Raw genomic sequence first — 16,814 nt, 5'->3', positions numbered from 1 at the left:
GTTGCTCCTCGTTGATCTCGATGATTGGATGGACCCGGCCGCGTCAAGCGCCCGGCTGCCCGGCTTGCGGCGCGTGCGACGCATAGATCTTGCGGCATGCCTCGACGACTTCCCACGTGCCGCGAAAACCCGGCGGAATCACGAAGCGGTCGCCCGCGTGCAGCACGCGTTCGCGGCCTTCCGCATCGCGTACGATCGCGACGCCGCTCAGCATCTCGCAATACTCCGACTCGTCGTACTCGATCGTCCAGCGGCCGGGCGTGCATGCCCAGATCCCGCAACTGAACTGGCCACACGGGCTGATGTAGTGATGCGACAGCGTCTGCATCGGGTTGCCGTCGAGCAGCAGACCGCTCGGCACGCGGCTTTGCGTGAGCTTCGCGGGCGCCCGCATCAGGTCGACGAGATTCGTGATGTTGGTCATGTGTGCCTCCTGGGCTGAGTGTTTCGAAACGTTGCGGTGCCGCCCGGCCGGGGGAGGTCGGCCGGCGCGGGTCAAAGCAGGTCCATCGTCCGGTGCCACGCCATCGCGAGCGCCAGCATCGGCGTGCGCAACAGCCGCCCGCCCGGAAAGTCGCGATGGCGAATCCGGCCGAACAGGTCGAAGCGCGCGGCCTGCGCATCGATCGCTTCCGCGATCAGCCGCCCCGCGAGGCCCGTCACGTTGACGCCGTGCCCGGAAAAGCCCTGCGCGAAATACACGGTCGGCTCCAGCCGGCCGAAATGCGGCGCACGATTCATCGTCGCGTCGATCAGGCCGCCCCACGCGTAATCGATCCGCACGTCGGCCAGCTGCGGGAACGTCTTCAGCATGTCGCGCCGCATTGCGGCTGCCAGGTCGCGCGGCGCCTTCGTCGAGCTGCTCGCCTTGCCGCCCCACAACAGCCGGCCGTCGCGCGTGAGCCGGAAATAGTCGAGCGCCGCATTGCAGTCGCTGATCGCGGCATTCGCCGGCAGCGTCTGCGCTGCGCGTGAGTCGCCGAGCGGCTCCGTCGCGATCAGGTAGGTCGCCACCGGAATGATCTTGCGTGCAAGCGACGGCGCCAGCTGCCCGAGATACGCATTGCAGGCCAGCACCACGTAACGGGCATCCACGTGTCCGCGCTCGCACCGGACACGGTGGTACGGCGCCGCACGATCGAGCGCGAGCGCGGGCGAGTCCTCGTGGATCGTCACGCCGGCCGCGCGCGCCGCTCGCGCGAGACCGAGCGTGTAGTTCAGCGGATGCAGGTGGCCGCTGCCTTCGTCACGCAGGCCGCCGACATAACGGCCAGATGCGACGAAGCGCGGCATGTCGGCACGTTCGACGATGTCATAGCCGCGATAACCGAACCGGGCCGCCGCGGCATCGCGCCATCGGCGCAGCGCATCGAGATGGCGCGGCTTGTTCGCGGCGGTCAGGTAGCCGCCGCTCAGGTCGCAATCGATGCCGTGCCGCTCGACCCGCTGCCTGACGATGTCGACCGATTCCAGCCCCATCGCCCATACGCGCCGCACGTCGTCTTCCGGCAGAAAGGCGGAAAACGTATCGATGTCGCACGAGTACCCGGCGATCAGCTGGCCGCCGTTGCGGCCGCTCGCGCCCCAGCCGATCCTCGACGCCTCGACGACCACGACCGAATGGCCGCGCTCCGCGAGATCGAGCGCCGTGGACAGGCCCGTGAGCCCGCCGCCGATCACGCACACGTCGGCGGTCACGGCGCCATCGAGCGACGGATGGCGGATACGGTTGTTGGCCGTCGCTGCGTAGTAGGACTGAACATGCTGCTGCTTTTCGAACTTGAGCATAGGTAAGACTCGCGAACGGCGTCGCGTCAGAACGCGTAGATGAGTTGGGTTGCGAGCAGGTCGTTCGACTTCGCATACGACCCGTCGTGACGCAGGAAGACCCGGTTGCTCGCCCAGTCGTGCCGGTATTCGACCTTCACCGTCACCTGCTGGGTCGGATAGAACAGCAGGTCGAACGCGGCAGCCTGCCGCGTCGCGCCCTTGCACTCGAAGCCGACGCCGCCGTTCGCCTTCGACTGCGCGAGGCAATCCGCGTCGATGCCGAAGCCGTTGTTCGGGTCCATCCCGTTGCCGTTCAGGCCGATCGACGAGCCGCCCCCGCCGTTCTTCCGGTTCACGAGCAGGTCGTAGCGCAGCGTCGCGCCCATGCGCCCGACCACCGGCATGTTGAACTTGCGGTGCGCGAGCAGCGACAATCCGAACCACTGCGCGAGCCCGCCGTTGAACGCACCGTGCTGCTGCTGGCCGTAGTCGAGTTCCGCGTTGTACTGCGCATCGGCCACCGTATAGGTCGCGTCGGCCTCCCCGAAGAAGAACGCGCCGTACGCGCTCGGCGCGTTGCCGCCCACGCCGTAGCGCACGTTGCCGGTCGCCGGATCGACCGCGCTCACCAGCGTCTGCCGGCCGATGTTGATCGAACCGCCGAGATCGAGTGCGCTGCCGTGCATGTAGTCGACCCGCGCGGTGAAGGTCGGCACCTTGTTGCTCGTCGTAATCGGGTCGCCGAGCGCGTTGACGCCCGTCTGCGTGACCGCGCCCGCGCTGCGGAACTGCTCGTTGCCGACGAAGAATTTCCACGCCCAGTGGCCGTCCGCGCTCTGGTAGTTGATGCCGGCGCCGATCGACGAGCCCGGATCGGAGAAGTCGTACAGCAGGTTGTGCGTGAGCGTGAGCATCTGGCTCGACTGCTGGTACTCGTAGCCGCCGAAGCCGAGCACGAGCCCGCCGACGAACGACGTCGTGCCCGACAGCGGCACCGTGACGACCGCCGTGTTCACGATGTCGAGCCCGCTCGCACCGCTGCCCGTCATCATCGACAGGCCTGCGCCGCGGTTCGGCATCAGCGTGATTTCAGCGGATGGTGCGGTCGGGCCGACCCCGAAGGTCTTCTTGATGTCGAGGAACACGTCGCCGAACGTACTGTTGTAATAGGCGTACGCGTTCTCATGATTGGCGAACTGGAACGACGACGTGCCGCCGCCCCGGTTGTACACGTAGGTCGGGTCGAGATAGCCGGTCACCGACAGCCCCGCGATCGGGCCCGTGCGCGCGGCATCGGTCAGCGAATCGACCTTCAGCTGCTGGTTCGCGACCTGCTGGCGGATTTCCGCCACGTCGTCGCGGGTCAGCGCGGCCGGCGCCTGCCCGTAGCCGGGCGCCGACGGGTCGGCTGCCGCTGCGGCGGATGTCGCATTCGACGCGGCCGGTACCGCCACCGGCTTCGCGGCGAGTTGCGACTGCAGCGCGCTCATCTGCCGCTGCAACACGGCGAGCTGCTGTTGCAGCGCCCTGATCTGGTCGGCGCTCGAATTCGCGGCGGCGAGCCCCGGCAGCGCGCCGGCGATCAGCGCGCAAAGCAGTTTCTTTTTCACGGAAAGTCTCCTTGTCGTTGTTCACTTCACGGGATGCGGTGCGGGCGCGGGCCGAAGCTGCGCAGCCGGCGGGCGCGCGGGCGGCATCGCGGGAGACGGCGCCGGTGCATCGAGCATGGCTTCGAGCGTGGACACCGCATGCCACGCACGCGCGTCGCGTGCCTGCTTCCGTTCGCGGGCCTGCATCGCGCGGTTCACGACGACGACGCCGATCGTCACGGCCGTGATGAACACCGTCGCGAGCGCATTCATCTCGGGATTCAGCCCCATCCGCACGCGCGAGAACACGACGAGCGGCAAGGTCGTCGAGCCGGGGCCCGACAGGAACGCGGACAGGATCACGTCGTCGATCGACACCGTGAACGCGAGCAACCAGCCGGACACCAGCGCCTGTGCGATCAGCGGCAGCGTGATCACGAAGAACACCTTCACCGGACGCGCGCCGAGATCGAGCGCGGCTTCCTCGATCGAGCGGTCGAGTTCCTTCACGCGCGACTGCACGATCACTGCGACGAACGACAGGCACAGCATCACGTGACCGATCCAGATCGTCAGCCAGCCGCGCCCGGCCGGCCAGCCGAAGGTCTGCTGCATCGCGACGAACAGCAGCAGCAGCGAGATGCCCTGGATCACTTCGGGAATCACCAGCGGCGCGTTGATCATCGCGGCATACAGCGTGAAGCCGCGAAAGCGCCCCATGCGGGCCAGCACGAAGCCGGCCCACGTGCCGATCGCGACCGACGCGGTGGCCGTCAGCAGCGCGATCTTCAGCGACAGCCACGCAGCCGTCAGCAGCTCGTCGTCGTGCAACAGCGCGCCGTACCATTTCAGCGAAAATCCCGTCCACACCGTCACGAGCTTCGACGCGTTGAACGAATAGACGACGAGACTGGCGATCGGCACGTACAGGAACAGGAGGCCCGCGCCCAGCACGCACGCCGACAGGATGCGATTCGTGCGCGTCATGGTTGTGCCTCCGCTTCGGTCTGGCTGTAATGGAGCAGCGCCATCGGCACGAGCAGCACCAGCACCATCGTCACCGTGACGGCGGACGCCATCGGCCAGTCCATGTTGTTGAAGAACTCGTCCCACATCACGCGGCCGAGCATCAGCGTGTTCGCACCGCCGAGCAGCTCGGGGATCACGTATTCGCCGACGGCCGGGATGAACACGAGCAGGCTGCCCGCGACGATGCCGTTCTTCGACAGCGGCAACGTGATGCGCCAGAACGCGGACCACGGTGTCGCGCCGAGATCGTGCGCGGCCTCGAGCAGCGTGACGTCCATCTTCACGAGGTGCGCGTACAGCGGCATCACCATGAACGGCAGGTACGAATAGACCATCCCGATGTAGACGCCCGCGTCGGTGTGGTACAGGCGCAGCGGCATCGCGATCACGCCGAGCGCCGCCAGTGCGTGATTCAGCAACCCGTCGTCCTTCATGATCCCGACCCACGCATAGACGCGGATCAGGAACGACGTCCAGAACGGCAGCATCACGGCCATCATCAGCAGGTTGCGGCGCGCCGGTGCCGCACGCGCGATGCAGTACGCGATCGGGTAGCCGGCCAGCAGGCACATCAGCGTCGATGCGGCGGCCATCTTCAGCGAGCTGACGTACGTGTTCAGGTACAGGTCGTCCTGCAGCAGCAGCGCGTAATGCTTCAGCGACAGCACCAACTGCACCGTGCCGGCCTCCAGCCTGGCGAGCGCGGTGTACGGCGGGATGCCGAGCATCGGGTCGGCGAAGCTGATCTTCAGCACCAGCACGAACGGCAGCGCGAAGAACACGGCAAGCCACAGGAACGGCACGCCGATCGCGACGCTGCGGCCCGACGGCAGGAAGCGCGACAGCGCGGCGAAGCGGCCCGGGCGGGCGCGGCCGGCGCCCGTACTCGCGGCGCCGGTCGACACCGGCGCGGAAGGCGTGGAAGCAGAGGTTCTCATCGTGTCGTCCTCACTGCGTCAGCACGACGCCGCTGGCCGGCGACCACGACACGAACACGTCGTCGTTCCACGCCGGCGCGTTGTCGCTCATCAGGTGCGAGCTCGACAGGTTCGACACGACCGTCTTGCCGCTCGGCAGCCGCACGTGGTACAGCGAGTAGCTGCCCATGTACGCGATGTCGGTCACGACGCCGCGCGCCCAGTTGTGCTTCGAACCCGGCTTCTCGCGCGACACGTGCACGCGCTCCGGGCGCACCGAGATGCCGACCGGCATCCCGAGCGGGCCGGTGACGCCGTGGCTCACGACCATGCGCGCTTCGAGGTCGTCGCTCTCGACGAAGATGTGGTCGGGCTCGTCCTCGACGACGCGGCCTTCGAACAGGTTGGTCGAGCCGATGAATTCGGCCGAGAAGCGGCTGTTCGGAAACTCGTACACCTCGCCCGGCGCGCCGATCTGCACGATCTTGCCTTCGCTCATCACCGCGAGGCGGCTGGCCATCGTCATCGCCTCTTCCTGGTCGTGCGTGACCATCACGCAGGTCACGTCGACTTTCTCGATGATGTTCACGAGTTCGAGCTGGGTCTTCTGGCGGATCTTCTTGTCGAGCGCGGACATCGGCTCGTCGAGCAGCAGCAGCTTCGGGCGCTTGACCAGCGAGCGGGCCAGCGCGACGCGCTGCTGCTGGCCGCCGGACAGCTGATGCGGCTTGCGCTGCGCGTACTTGCTCATCTGCACGAGCGCGAGCGCATCGGCCACGCGCTCCTTGATCTCATGCTTCGGCGTGCCTTCCTGCTTCAGGCCGAACGCGACGTTCGATTCGACCGTCATGTGCGGGAACAGCGCGTACGACTGGAACATCATGTTCACCGGGCGGCGGTACGGCGGCAGCGACGCGAGGTCCTCGCCGTCGACGAAGATCTTGCCGGAGGTGGCCGTTTCGAGCCCGGCGAGCATGCGCAGCAGCGTGGACTTGCCGCAGCCGGAGCTGCCGAGCAGCGCGAACAGTTCGTTCTTCGCGATCGTCAGGTTCACGTTGTCGACGGCCGTGCTGTCGCCGAACTTCTTCACGACGTTTTCGATGCGCACGAAGGCGCCCGCGTCGTGGCGTGCACCGGCCGTGGCCGGTGCGGCAGGGAGCGTATGGATCATCGCGGTCGCCCTCAACCGCCGGACTTCAACTGCAGCCACAGACGGTTCTGCATCCGTGCGATGTCGGCGCTTCTCGGCATCGCGAGCGACGTCTTCGCGATCGTCGCGTCGGACAGGTAGACGCTCGGGTCCTGCACGATCGCCGGCGTCACGAACGCGCGCGCAGCCTTGTTCGCGCTCGGATAGAAGATCTCGTTCGTGATCGCCGCGTTGGTCTTCGGGTCTTCGATGTAGTTGATCCACTTCAACGCGGCTTCCGGATGCGGCGCGTCCTTCGGAATCGCCATCACGTCGAACCACAGCAGGCCGCCTTCCTTCGGATTCATGTAGCGGATCTCGTACGAGCGCTTCGCGTCCAGCGTGCGCCGCCGCGCGATGCTGACGTCGCCCGACCAGCCGAGCACGACGCACACGTCGTTGTTCGCGAGATCGTCCGCATAGCCGGCCGAGCTGAACTGCGTCACGTACGGACGGATCTTCTTCAGCACCTCGTAGGCGGCCTGGTAGTCGGCCGGGTTCTTGCTCTCCGGATCCTTGCCCATGTATTGCAGCGCCGCCGCGAACGCGGCGTCCGGCGCGTCGAGCAGCGAGATCCCGCAGCCTTTCAGCTTCGCCGCGTTCGCCGGGTCGAACAGCAGCGCCCAGCTGTCGGTCGGCGCGCTGTCGCCGAGCCGCTTACGCACGGCCTCGACGTTGTAGCCGATCCCCGTCGTGCCCCACGCCCACGGCACGCCGTACTGGTTGCCCGGGTCGGCCTTCGCGATCATCTTCATCAGCACCGGATCGAGATTCGCAAGGTTCGGCAGCTTCGATTTGTCGAGCTTCTGGTACACGCCGGCCTGGATCTGCTGTGCGAGATAGTTGGACGTCGGCACGACGATGTCGTAGCCCGAGCTGCCCGCGAGCAGCTTGGTCTGCAGCGTATCGTCGCTGTCGTAGCTGTCGTAGCGCACCTTGATGCCCGACTGCTTCTCGAAATTGGGCACCGTGTCCTTCGCGACGTACTCCGACCAGTTGTACACGTTCAGGTTGGTGTCGCCGGCGCGGGCGGACAGGCTCGCCGCAAAGGCCAGCGCCGCGGACGCGACGAGCGTGGCACGCAGGGCCGGTTGACGACGGATACGGATACGCATGGGGATTCTCCTTGTGATGGGGATCGGCCGTTGCGCCCGGGTCCGGATCCGGACTCGCGTCAACGCCGTCGGGCGGTGTTCAGCACAAGGGGCAATGTAGAGATCGCGGCCCGCAGCGTCAGTCCCGAAAACCGGGACAAACGGCGCCGTCGTTTCGGGCCGTTTGGGTAGATTCCCGCGTAGGCAGTCGAAAATATTCGTGATACCTGTAGCGCCACCTGAAAAATCCTTCGACACCCGACGTCATGAGCGCTGCGCTGCCCGCCCCCGATCTCCCGCTGAGCCACGTCGCGTTCGTGACCGAAACGCTGGGCGACATCGCACAAGCTGTCGGGACGCCGCAGTTCATGCGCGCCGTCTACGACACGCTCGTGCGCTACGTCGACTTCGACGCCGTGCATCTCGACTACGAACGCGCCGCGGAGCCGGGCAGGCGCAACGTCGGCTGGATCGGCAGCTTCGGCCGCGAGCCCGAGCTGATCGCGCAGGTGATGCGTCACTACTACCGCAGCTATGCGAGCGACGACGCGACCTATGCGGCGATCGAATCCGAAAGCGACGTGCAGCTGGTGCAGGTGTCCGCGCAGCGCGTCGCGAGCGAGCTCCGGCACCTGTTCTTCGACGCCGGCGACATTCACGACGAATGCGTGATCACCGGCGTGACGGGGGGCACGCGCTACTCGATCTCGATCGCGCGCTCGCGGCGGCTGCCGCCGTTCTCGCTGAAGGAGCTGAGCCTGCTGAAACAGCTGTCGCAGGTCGTGCTGCCGATGGCGTCCGCGCACAAGCGCCTGCTCGGCGCGTGTGCCGACGACACGCCGCGCGACGAACTCGATCTCGACCTCGTCGCGCAATGGCTGCCGGAATGGCAGGAACGGCTGACCGCACGCGAGATGCACGTGTGCGCGTCGTTCATCCAGGGCATGACGTCGGCCGCGATCGCGCAGTCGATGGGGCTCAAGACGTCGACCATCGACACGTACGCGAAGCGCGCATTCGCGAAGCTCGGCGTCGAATCGCGCCGGCAACTGATGACGCTCGTGCTGCGGAACGCGTCGCGGCGGCACGACGCATAGGCCCCGCGTGCCGCGCCCCTGCCGTTGCGCGCGCATCCATCGCCGCGCCGCCTCATAACGATCCGACAATTTATTGGTTCCCTTGACGATGCGCCGTCCGTATCGTTCACCGACTCGTCAGACCAATCGACCAACGGGGGAATCCAACAATGAAACAGATCCGGTCATTCGCACTGCTCGCGCTGCCGGCAGCGCTCTACGCCGCCGGCGCGCACGCGCAAAGCAGCGTCACGCTGTACGGCATCGCCGACGCGGGCATCGCCTACGTGCACAACGCGCAGAATGCGAGCGGCGGCAACGCATCGAGCCTCGTCAAGTTCAGCAGCGGCAACCTGTCGGGCAGCCGCTGGGGGCTGCGCGGCATCGAGGATCTCGGCAGCGGCCTGTCCGCGCTGTTCCAGCTCGAGAACGGCTTCAACATCGGCACCGGCGCGCTCGGCCAGGGTCAGCGCGAATTCGGCCGCAAGGCCGTCGTCGGCCTCGCGAGCAGCACGTACGGCACCGTCACGCTCGGCCGCCAGTACGATCCGGTCGTCGATCTCGTGCAGGGCCTCACGCAGGACAACTATTTCGGCGGCGTGTTCGCGACGCCGGGCGACCTCGACAACTACGACAACAGCCTGCGCGTCAGCAACTCGGTGAAGTACACGAGCCCGCTGATCTCGGGCTTCCAGTTCGCGGCCCTGTACGGCTTCGGCGGCGTCGCAGGCTCGACCGGCAACGGCCGCACGTACAGCTTCGGCGCGAGCTACGCGAACGGCCCGCTGTCGCTCGGCGCCGGCTTCTTCTATGCGAACGGCGGCACGACGGTCGCGAATGGCGTGCGCACGTGGTCGAGCAGCTCGGACACGCTGTTCAACACCGTGATCAACCAGGGCTTTTCGAGCGCGAAGTCGATCCAGATCGTGCGCGTGGCCGGCCAGTACGTGGCCGGGCCGGCAACCTTCGGCCTCGCGTATTCGAATACGCAGTACGGCGCGGACACGCTGTCGGCGTTCAGCCAGAACGCGAAGTTCAACAACGGCTCGGCGTTCTTCAACTGGCAGTTCTCGCCGGCGCTGCGCGCGGGCGTCGGCTACAACTACACGTCGCTGACGGGCCCGGCTTCCGCGCACTACAACCAGGTCAACCTCGGCGCGGACTACGCGCTGTCGAAGCGTACCGACCTGTATGCGCTGTTCGGCTACCAGAAGGCGAGCGGCAACACGCTCAATGCGAGCGGTGCGACCGTGAAAGCGGCCGCGTCGGTCGGCTCGTACGGCGTGAACTCCGGCACCGATACGCAGGAACTCGCGATCGTCGGCATTCGCCACAAGTTCTGATCGCGTCGTCGCACGACGACTGCCGGGCAGGCGCGCACCGCGGTGCGCGCCTGCGGCGTTTACACTGTCCGGCTTCAGGTTCCGTACAACGCAAGGAGACCGGCATGCTGACGGTATGGGGACGACGCAACGCGTTCAATGTCCAGAAGGTGATGTGGCTCGTCGACGAACTCGCGCTCGCGCATCGGCACGTGCCGGCCGGCGGCCGGTTCGGCGTGCTCGATACGCCCGACTTTCTCGCGATGAACCCGCACGGTCGCGTGCCCGTGATCGACGACAACGGTACCGTCGTATGGGAGTCGCACAGCATCCTGCGCTACCTCGCCGCGCGCTACGGGCGGCCCGGCTTCTGGCACGACGACCCCGCCGAGCAGTCGCGCGCCGACCGCTGGATGGACTGGGCGCAGACGACACTGCAACCGGCGTTCCTCAACGGCGTGTTCCGCGGCTACTACCGGACGCCGCCCGGGCAGCGCGACACCGCGCGCGTCGAGCAGAGCATCGCGCAATGCGCGCAGTATTTCCGGCTGCTCGATGCGGCGCTCGCCGGACACCCGTTTCTCGCAGGCGACGCGATCACGCTCGCCGACATCGCGGCCGGCACGCATCTCTACCGGTATTTCGAACTCGATATCGCACGGCCCGACGTGCCGAACGTGGAGGCGTGGTACGAACGGCTGAAGGCGCGGCCCGCGTATCGCACGCACGTGATGATTCCGTTCGACGACCTGCGCGGCAAGCTCGACTGACCGGTTGCCGCCCCGGCAGCGGAACGGCTTTCGCACCACACACGCCCGAACGGCGCGGCCGTGTGCTCGAGAGGGTCGACGCGTGTCGGGGAGCCGCCGTCGCGACGCCGCCTCCCGCTTCGCGCGCCAGGCCGCTCGTCGTTCCCGCGGACGTGGCATTCCCGATACATGCGTGCGAGCGCGTACGTTCAGGCTGGACGCCTCGACCTAGTGTCGCCGCATGCCACCGGCCCCGCCCATGCCGCCGAACCGGTGCATGCCGCCGAATTCGTGACTCGCACCGACCGGGAACGTGCCATGGCGAAAGCCCGCACCCACCGGGACGCCGAAGCGGCGATGATCGATCGGGTTGAAATGGTCGACGTGATCGAAGTGATGGAAGCGATGGAATCGATCGACGAAGATGAAGCTCACGCCCGCGCCGATGAACAGCGGCGGCCCCCAGTACCACGGGTCGTCATACGGATAGGCTGCCACCGGATACCACACCACGCTACCGTCGGCACTTTGCACGATCTGCCAGGTGCCGTCGCTTTGCAGGCACGCGCGCCCGACGATCTGCTGCGCCGTGCCGTCGATGTCCGCCTGCGCGACGACAGCACGGCAGTTCGTGCCGTCGCCCGACGGATCGTCCGCCATTTGCGCGACGACGGACGTGGAAAGACCGAGACAGACGATGCCTGCCGCGGCTCGAAACAGGTTGCTCATGATCGGCTCCCGCGTGTTGCCCCCGACCATTCGATCCCCGGCGTCGCTGACGACACCGGGCACACCGGATTGCTTGCGCACGATTCATCGCACGGCGGTCGCGACGCGCCGCCGCTTCGTACAGGGTCTCCTGACGGCTAAACGGTGCGGCGCGGCGGGTTATTCCAGGGGTCTGGATACGAATGACCGCAGCCGGAGCGTCCGGCACGCGTTGCCGGGGTCAGCGTTCGAGCGGGCGCCGGGCGACGCAGTAGACAGCCGCTGCCGTGATCCCGAATACCAGATGGGCCACCAGCGTGATCGCGCCGCGAACCGGGATGAACCACGGGAAGCGTGCCGTGAAGGCGTACAGGTTGACGCCGTAGAGGACGAGGCCGAACGCGCCGCCGGCGAGCAGCGCGGCGCGGAGCGACAATCCGTGAACCAGCCGCGCCAGCGCGGCCGCATAGACCAGCGAAAGCGCGGCATGCACGAGCGTCGCCACGCCCATGACCAGCGGATCGAAGCCGCCGGCCGAAGCGAGCACGCGGCGCCCCATCACGATGGCCGCCGTGAGGCGCGCGTCGCGCAGCAGGTTCCGGACCGCGTCGTCGCCGACGAGCGGCCAGAGCAGCAGCTCGATGACGGTCGATCCGACCGCCGCGCCGAACGCGGCCCAGAGAATCGGGACCGGACTTGCTGGCTTCAAGTGTCGTCCTCAAGGCAACCGGCCGACGCATCGGCCCGCCGCACCAACCGACTTACGACGCCCCTTCGCAGTCCGTCCAGTACGCAAACGGATCGCGGTGTTTCGGATAGCGCTCGTCGAGCCATTTCAGCAGCGTCGCACGGGCATTGTCCATGTCGGCTTTCAGCGACGACGTCGTGAGTTCGTGCACTTCGATGGACTTTTCGCGATCGATCACGAAGCAGTTCCAGTCGGGACCGTCGAGATCCGGATCGTCGGATGCCTTCGACGACTTGCTCCAGCCGAAGCGCTTGCGTGCATCGATGAAGTAGCGCGGGTGCACCTTCAGATACGACATCTCGCCGCCCTGCAGGCTGCTCTCGGCGCGCAGCACGTCGTGTTCGTCGACGATCTGCGTGACTTCCGGAAGCCGGCGCGAGCGCCAGCCGGCCGGCAGCGTCGCCACGGCCCGGATGCTGTCGTACGTCCCCCATTCCAGCCCCCACGCTTCGGCCATGCGCTTCATGAACGCATCGGCGCTCGGATAGCCGCGCAGCTGGATGCGGGTCGACAGCGTGACTTCGACACGGCCGCGGCCGCCGGATGCACTGGACACCTCGTCGTCCGCCGCTTCGAACGGATTGCCGGCACGCGGCGATGAGCGCGTCGCGTCCGCAGGCGCCATGCCCGAAAACAGTTGATCCAGCGCGGCACGCGCTTTCGACGACTTGTCTGGTCTATTCATCGGTTCCCTTTTCTGCAAATTTGAACCCGTACTGCCATTGTTGGTGATTGGCTCGCCGCCGGCCAAAGGCGCGATTTTGCCTCATTGCGGCGATCTCGCCATATTCCGCGGCTGCATTGTAGCGATCTGGCGCCGCCGGTCGAGCAAACAGCATGGGCGCGGCACGGTCGGTCGCATCCACGGCGGGCTGCGCGCCTACCCCAACGCCTTCACCATCCGCTCCATCAGCGCGAGCACCTCCGGCCGATTCTCGCCCTTCGCATGCACGAAGTGATACCTGAGCAGCGAATCGACCTCATGACGGCTGACGCGCACGAGCGCGCTGCGCTTCAGGTACGCATCGGCGAGCGGCGTCCGCGCGAGCGCCACGCCCAGCCCTGCTTCGGCCGCCGCGAGGACGAGGTTGTAATCCTCGAACCGGCGATCCTGCGCACGCGGCTTGAACGGAATGCCGAGCCCGTCGAACCAGGTGCGCCAGCCCGTCACGTCGGAATCGTGCAGCAACGGCAGGTCGAGCAGCGCGGCATCGCCCGCCCGGCGGCGCGCCTTTGCCAGTGGCTCGGCCAGCCGCGGATGCGCAACCGGATACAGCCGCTCCGGCATGAACGCACGGGTTTCGAGCTGACGCCAGTTGCCGCGCCCGTACCGGATCGACAGATCGGCTTCGCCGCCGGCGATATCCACGTTGAGCAATTCGATGCCGAGCTCGATGCGCAGCGCAGGCGCTTCGCCCTCGAGCACATGCTGCCGCTCGAACAGCCAGAGCTGCGCGAACGCGGGCACCACGCTCATCCGGACCAGCCGCGGCGTACGCGGCGAGCGCCACTGATCGGCCGCGCTGTCGATGATCGCGAACGCCTGCTCGATCCGGCCGACGAAACGCTGCCCGTCCGGCGTCAGGCGCACGCCGCGCGCATGCCGTTCGAACAGCGCCATCCCCAGCCAGTTTTCCACCGCGGCCACCCGCCGGCTGATCGCGCCATGCGTGACGCCGGAAACTTCTGCGGCCGCGAGAAACGAACCCTCGCGCGCCACCGCGCAGACAGTCTCCAGGCTCGCGAGCGGCGGCCGCGGGCCGGGCGCCGGCGCGGCGGCCGACAGCGCGTCCGCCAGCTGGCGCGCACGCGCCGGACCGCCGGCCCGCCGCGAACCCGAGCTGTGAGCCATATTCATATCCGGGTGTTGATCTGTGCGCTAGCTTAGCATCTCGCCACACCGCACCATGCCCGCATGAATACCCTTTCGTCACCGGCGTCGCGCAACGCGCGACAACCGCTCGTCGCCGCAGGCGCGATCGCGTTCACGATCGTCTCGTGGGCGTCCGCCTTCCCGTTCATCCGGATCGGCCTGCACGGCCTCGCACCGCTGCAGCTCGCGGCGGCGCGCTTTGCAACCGCGGCGCTGCTCGTGATCGCGTGGCTCGCATGGCGAAGGCCGCCGCTGCCGGCGAAGGGCGACGCGTTGCGCTTCGTCGCGTGCGGTTTTCTCGGCATCGCGCTGTACAACGCGCTGCTCAATACCGGCGAGCAGACCGTGTCGGCCGGCGCGGCGAGTTTCATCGTGAATACGCTGCCGATCTTCACCGCACTGCTGGCCGCCGTGTTCCTGCGCGAGCGCTTCAATCGCTGGGGATGGCTCGGTTCGCTGGTCAGCCTCGCGGGCATCGCGGTAATCGCGCACGGACAACCGGGCGGCCTCGTGCTCGGCTCGGGAAGCACGCTGATCCTCGGCGCCGCGTGGTGCTCCGCCAGCTATTTCGTGTTGCAGCGGCGACTGATTCCCGTGTACGGCGCACTACCCTGCACAGCGTACACCCTGCTGGCCGGCGCCGTGCTGCTCGCGCCCTGGCTGCCCGGCGCACTCGTGTCGCTCGGCAGCGGGTCGCGCGACACGGCGCTCGCCGTCGTGGTGCTCGGCGTCTTTCCCGCCGCGCTGGGCTACGCGACCTGGACCTTCGCACTCGGCTATTTCGGCGCGGCGCGCGCGGCCAATTTCCTCTACCTGACGCCGGCGGTCGCGACGCTGCTGTCGATGGTGCTGACAGGCGAGCGGCCCGGCATCGCAACGGCTTGCGGCGGCCTGCTGGCCATTGCCGGCGTGATCTTCGTCGCCCTGCGCGGGCGTTCGTAAGCTCGCGACGGCCGCGGGAATCGCCGTGCCGGCGCGACGATCGGGACGCGGCCGGGACGAACAGCACCCCGGTATCTGCAAAACCGCATGGATGATCGGGGCCGTGCAACCGGCACCCATCCGGCGATGTTGTCGAGCTTGACCGTTAGTTGCATTAAGACGAACGCCGTCGTTGATGAAGCATGACGACGAACCCGGAGCAGCGATCGCAGGTGTCCAAACTGTGCAGACAAATCGACCGAACAGTTCCCGATTGACCGTGCGTCAGTGTCCATGGCTTCGCCCCGGCGACCGGCCGAATAATGGATGCGGCCGTAAGGCCGGCGACAGCGAATCGCAGCCTTCTGGCCCGCCGCAGCGCACGATTTCCGGCCTCCGGAACCGTCGATATCCGGGCGCCGGCCCGCGTCGCACCGGCCTGCTACGCGATTCGCCGCAGCGCGCAAAATCGGGTTCATATATATTCATATGAATTGCACGGTGTCGGGCGCCGGTCCGCCCGCTCGCCCGGGCGGCAGGTCGTAAGGCCGGACGCCATGCAAGTGACGCCCGTGATGGGTATGGAGACTCGTCCGATCGCCCCGGCGCCCCAGCCGGCCGGTCGCGACGTCAATAGAAAGACATTCAATTCGGAGATGGCAGATGGAACGAAGCACTGTCGGCATGCGCTGCAAACCCCTGATCACCGTTGCACTGGCTGCCGCCGCGTTCGCGGCCGCGTCGAGCGCGATGGCCGACCAGGTCGTGAAGATCGGCAGCGTCGAACCGACGACGGGCGGCATCTCGCACCTCGGCAAGGACAACGAGAACGGCGCGCGCCTCGCGGTCGAGGAAATCAACGCCAAGGGCCTGACGATCGGCGGCAAGAAGATCACGCTGCAACTCGACGCGCAGGATGACGCGGCCGACCCGCGCCAGGCCACGCAGGTTGCGCAGAAGCTCGTCGACGACAAGGTCGTCGCCGTCATCGGCCACCTGAACTCGGGCACGTCGATCCCGGCCTCGAAGATCTACAGCGACGCGGGCATCGTGCAGATCTCGCCGTCGGCCACGAACCCGACCTACACGCAGCAAGGCTTCAAGACGACCTACCGCGTCGTCGCGACCGACGCGCAGCAAGGCCCGGCGCTCGCGAGCTACGCGCAGTCGAAGGGCGTGAAGAGCGTCGCGGTGATCGACGATTCGACGGCGTACGGCCAGGGCCTCGCGAACGAGTTCGAGAAGAAGGCGAAGGCGCTCGGCCTGAAGGTGCTGTCGCACGACGCGACCAACGACAAGGCCGTCGACTTCCGCGCGATTCTGACGAAGGTCAAGGGCGAGAACCCCGACGCGATCATGTACGGCGGCATGGACGCCACCGGCGGCCCGCTCGCGAAGCAGGCGAAGCAGCTCGGCCTGCGCGCGAAGATCCTGTCCGGCGACGGCGTGTGTACCGATTCGCTGGCCGAGCTGGCCGGCCCGGCGGCCGACAACGTGCTGTGCTCGCAGGCCGGCGCGGCGCTCGAGAAGATGCCGGGCGGCGCGGCGTTCGTCGCGAAGTACGAGAAGCGCTTCAACCAGGGCATCAAGTTCGATGCGCCGTTCGCGTACGACGCGGTCTACATCGCGGTCGACGCGATGAAGCGCGCGAACTCGACCGACCCGGCGAAGATCCTCGCGGCGATGCCGGCGACGAAGTACGACGGCGTGATCGGCACGACGACGTTCGACGCGAAGGGCGACCTGACGCACGGGATCATCTCGATCTACGGCTACAAGAGCGGCAAGAAGACGTTCCTCGACCAGGTGAAGATGTAACCCGCCGCGGC

General features: G+C 67.2%; 17 protein-coding genes. 5 read left to right on the top strand and 12 right to left on the bottom strand.

The annotated features are described in order from the left end of the window. Positions 1–43 precede the first annotated feature (43 nt). From ACWMMN_RS32525 to ACWMMN_RS32495, 7 genes are all read right to left on the bottom strand, one after another. Complete coding sequence (locus ACWMMN_RS32525) at positions 44–424, bottom strand: cupin domain-containing protein (protein WP_342706188.1); 381 nt, start codon at positions 422–424, stop codon at positions 44–46. 71 nt (positions 425–495) lie between these two features. Then, positions 496–1,788 carry an NAD(P)/FAD-dependent oxidoreductase gene (locus ACWMMN_RS32520; protein ID WP_486424315.1) on the bottom strand — a complete coding sequence of 431 codons (1,293 nt, stop codon included), beginning with the start codon at positions 1,786–1,788 and terminating at the stop codon, positions 496–498. A gap of 26 nt (positions 1,789–1,814) precedes the next feature. Beyond that, positions 1,815–3,380, bottom strand: coding sequence for a DUF3138 family protein (locus tag ACWMMN_RS32515; RefSeq protein ID WP_342706186.1), 1,566 nt, complete (start codon positions 3,378–3,380; stop codon positions 1,815–1,817). 21 nt (positions 3,381–3,401) lie between these two features. Next, positions 3,402–4,346 carry an ABC transporter permease subunit gene (locus ACWMMN_RS32510; protein WP_340625803.1) on the bottom strand — a complete coding sequence of 315 codons (945 nt, stop codon included), beginning with the start codon at positions 4,344–4,346 and terminating at the stop codon, positions 3,402–3,404. Next, the gene (locus ACWMMN_RS32505) at positions 4,343–5,326 is read right to left on the bottom strand and encodes an ABC transporter permease subunit (protein ID WP_340625802.1); all 984 of its coding nucleotides are present in this window, start codon (positions 5,324–5,326) and stop codon (positions 4,343–4,345) included. Before ACWMMN_RS32505 ends, ACWMMN_RS32510 begins: the two co-directional genes overlap by 4 nt. Before the next feature lie 10 nt (positions 5,327–5,336). Further along, complete coding sequence (locus tag ACWMMN_RS32500) at positions 5,337–6,476, bottom strand: ABC transporter ATP-binding protein (protein ID WP_226196089.1); 1,140 nt, start codon at positions 6,474–6,476, stop codon at positions 5,337–5,339. Positions 6,477–6,487: 11 nt separating this feature from the next. After that, positions 6,488–7,609, bottom strand: a complete 1,122-nt coding sequence (locus ACWMMN_RS32495; protein WP_486424314.1) for a polyamine ABC transporter substrate-binding protein — start codon at positions 7,607–7,609, stop codon at positions 6,488–6,490. Between the two features lie 245 nt (positions 7,610–7,854). On the opposite strand from ACWMMN_RS32495, the gene ACWMMN_RS32490 reads away from it, so the two are divergent. The 3 genes from ACWMMN_RS32490 to ACWMMN_RS32480 all read left to right on the top strand — a co-directional run bounded on the left by ACWMMN_RS32490 (position 7,855) and on the right by ACWMMN_RS32480 (position 10,756). Next, positions 7,855–8,685: a helix-turn-helix transcriptional regulator gene (locus tag ACWMMN_RS32490; RefSeq protein ID WP_059241135.1), complete on the top strand. Its 831-nt coding sequence runs from the start codon at positions 7,855–7,857 to the stop codon at positions 8,683–8,685. Positions 8,686–8,834: 149 nt separating this feature from the next. Beyond that, on the top strand, positions 8,835–10,007 hold the full coding sequence (locus tag ACWMMN_RS32485; protein ID WP_059241134.1) for a porin: 1,173 nt from the start codon (positions 8,835–8,837) through the stop codon (positions 10,005–10,007). Positions 10,008–10,111: 104 nt separating this feature from the next. Beyond that, complete coding sequence (locus ACWMMN_RS32480; protein WP_256087641.1) at positions 10,112–10,756, top strand: glutathione S-transferase family protein; 645 nt, start codon at positions 10,112–10,114, stop codon at positions 10,754–10,756. A gap of 207 nt (positions 10,757–10,963) precedes the next feature. Here the strand turns inward: ACWMMN_RS32480 and ACWMMN_RS32475 are convergent, their stop codons facing one another. The 5 genes from ACWMMN_RS32475 to ACWMMN_RS32455 form a co-directional block, all read right to left on the bottom strand. Further along, a complete protein-coding gene (locus ACWMMN_RS32475) occupies positions 10,964–11,464 on the bottom strand; it encodes a hypothetical protein (RefSeq protein WP_059242386.1) in 501 nt (166 codons plus the stop codon). A 220-nt stretch (positions 11,465–11,684) separates the two neighbouring features. Further along, positions 11,685–12,152, bottom strand: coding sequence for a sodium:proline symporter (locus ACWMMN_RS32470; protein WP_486424313.1), 468 nt, complete (start codon positions 12,150–12,152; stop codon positions 11,685–11,687). A gap of 52 nt (positions 12,153–12,204) precedes the next feature. Continuing rightward, positions 12,205–12,876, bottom strand: a complete 672-nt coding sequence (locus ACWMMN_RS32465) for a hypothetical protein (RefSeq protein WP_059241131.1) — start codon at positions 12,874–12,876, stop codon at positions 12,205–12,207. Then, on the bottom strand, positions 12,869–13,057 hold the full coding sequence (locus tag ACWMMN_RS32460; RefSeq protein WP_155627318.1) for a hypothetical protein: 189 nt from the start codon (positions 13,055–13,057) through the stop codon (positions 12,869–12,871). Before ACWMMN_RS32460 ends, ACWMMN_RS32465 begins: the two co-directional genes overlap by 8 nt. 14 nt (positions 13,058–13,071) lie before the next feature. After that, a complete protein-coding gene (locus tag ACWMMN_RS32455; RefSeq protein WP_486424312.1) occupies positions 13,072–14,049 on the bottom strand; it encodes a LysR substrate-binding domain-containing protein in 978 nt (325 codons plus the stop codon). A gap of 57 nt (positions 14,050–14,106) precedes the next feature. Between ACWMMN_RS32455 and ACWMMN_RS32450 the strand changes: the two genes are divergently transcribed. Together ACWMMN_RS32450 and ACWMMN_RS32445 are read left to right on the top strand one after the other, a co-directional pair. Further along, positions 14,107–15,006, top strand: coding sequence for a DMT family transporter (locus ACWMMN_RS32450; protein WP_059241129.1), 900 nt, complete (start codon positions 14,107–14,109; stop codon positions 15,004–15,006). 642 nt (positions 15,007–15,648) lie between these two features. Then, entirely contained in the window at positions 15,649–16,803 is a 1,155-nt protein-coding gene (locus tag ACWMMN_RS32445) for a branched-chain amino acid ABC transporter substrate-binding protein (protein ID WP_059241128.1), read from the top strand. Positions 16,804–16,814 lie beyond the last annotated feature (11 nt).

It is taken from the genome of Burkholderia cepacia complex sp. TUM26381 (assembly GCF_057439935.1).
This window is presented reverse-complemented; position numbering and strand designations above follow the sequence as displayed.

Excerpts from the sequence above, each read along its gene's own strand:
- ACWMMN_RS32480 (WP_256087641.1), top strand. The coding sequence starts at position 10,112 with ATGCTGACGGTATGGGGACGACGCAACGCGTTCAATGTCCAGAAGGTG.
- ACWMMN_RS32450 (WP_059241129.1), top strand. The coding sequence starts at position 14,107 with ATGAATACCCTTTCGTCACCGGCGTCGCGCAACGCGCGACAACCGCTC.
- ACWMMN_RS32485 (WP_059241134.1), top strand. The coding sequence starts at position 8,835 with ATGAAACAGATCCGGTCATTCGCACTGCTCGCGCTGCCGGCAGCGCTC.
- ACWMMN_RS32505 (WP_340625802.1), bottom strand. The coding sequence starts at position 5,326 with ATGAGAACCTCTGCTTCCACGCCTTCCGCGCCGGTGTCGACCGGCGCC.
- ACWMMN_RS32465 (WP_059241131.1), bottom strand. The coding sequence starts at position 12,876 with ATGAATAGACCAGACAAGTCGTCGAAAGCGCGTGCCGCGCTGGATCAA.
- ACWMMN_RS32510 (WP_340625803.1), bottom strand. The coding sequence starts at position 4,346 with ATGACGCGCACGAATCGCATCCTGTCGGCGTGCGTGCTGGGCGCGGGC.
- ACWMMN_RS32525 (WP_342706188.1), bottom strand. The coding sequence starts at position 424 with ATGACCAACATCACGAATCTCGTCGACCTGATGCGGGCGCCCGCGAAG.
- ACWMMN_RS32455 (WP_486424312.1), bottom strand. The coding sequence starts at position 14,049 with ATGAATATGGCTCACAGCTCGGGTTCGCGGCGGGCCGGCGGTCCGGCG.
- ACWMMN_RS32475 (WP_059242386.1), bottom strand. The coding sequence starts at position 11,464 with ATGAGCAACCTGTTTCGAGCCGCGGCAGGCATCGTCTGTCTCGGTCTT.
- ACWMMN_RS32500 (WP_226196089.1), bottom strand. The coding sequence starts at position 6,476 with ATGATCCATACGCTCCCTGCCGCACCGGCCACGGCCGGTGCACGCCAC.
- ACWMMN_RS32445 (WP_059241128.1), top strand. The coding sequence starts at position 15,649 with ATGGAACGAAGCACTGTCGGCATGCGCTGCAAACCCCTGATCACCGTT.
- ACWMMN_RS32520 (WP_486424315.1), bottom strand. The coding sequence starts at position 1,788 with ATGCTCAAGTTCGAAAAGCAGCAGCATGTTCAGTCCTACTACGCAGCG.
- ACWMMN_RS32495 (WP_486424314.1), bottom strand. The coding sequence starts at position 7,609 with ATGCGTATCCGTATCCGTCGTCAACCGGCCCTGCGTGCCACGCTCGTC.
- ACWMMN_RS32490 (WP_059241135.1), top strand. The coding sequence starts at position 7,855 with ATGAGCGCTGCGCTGCCCGCCCCCGATCTCCCGCTGAGCCACGTCGCG.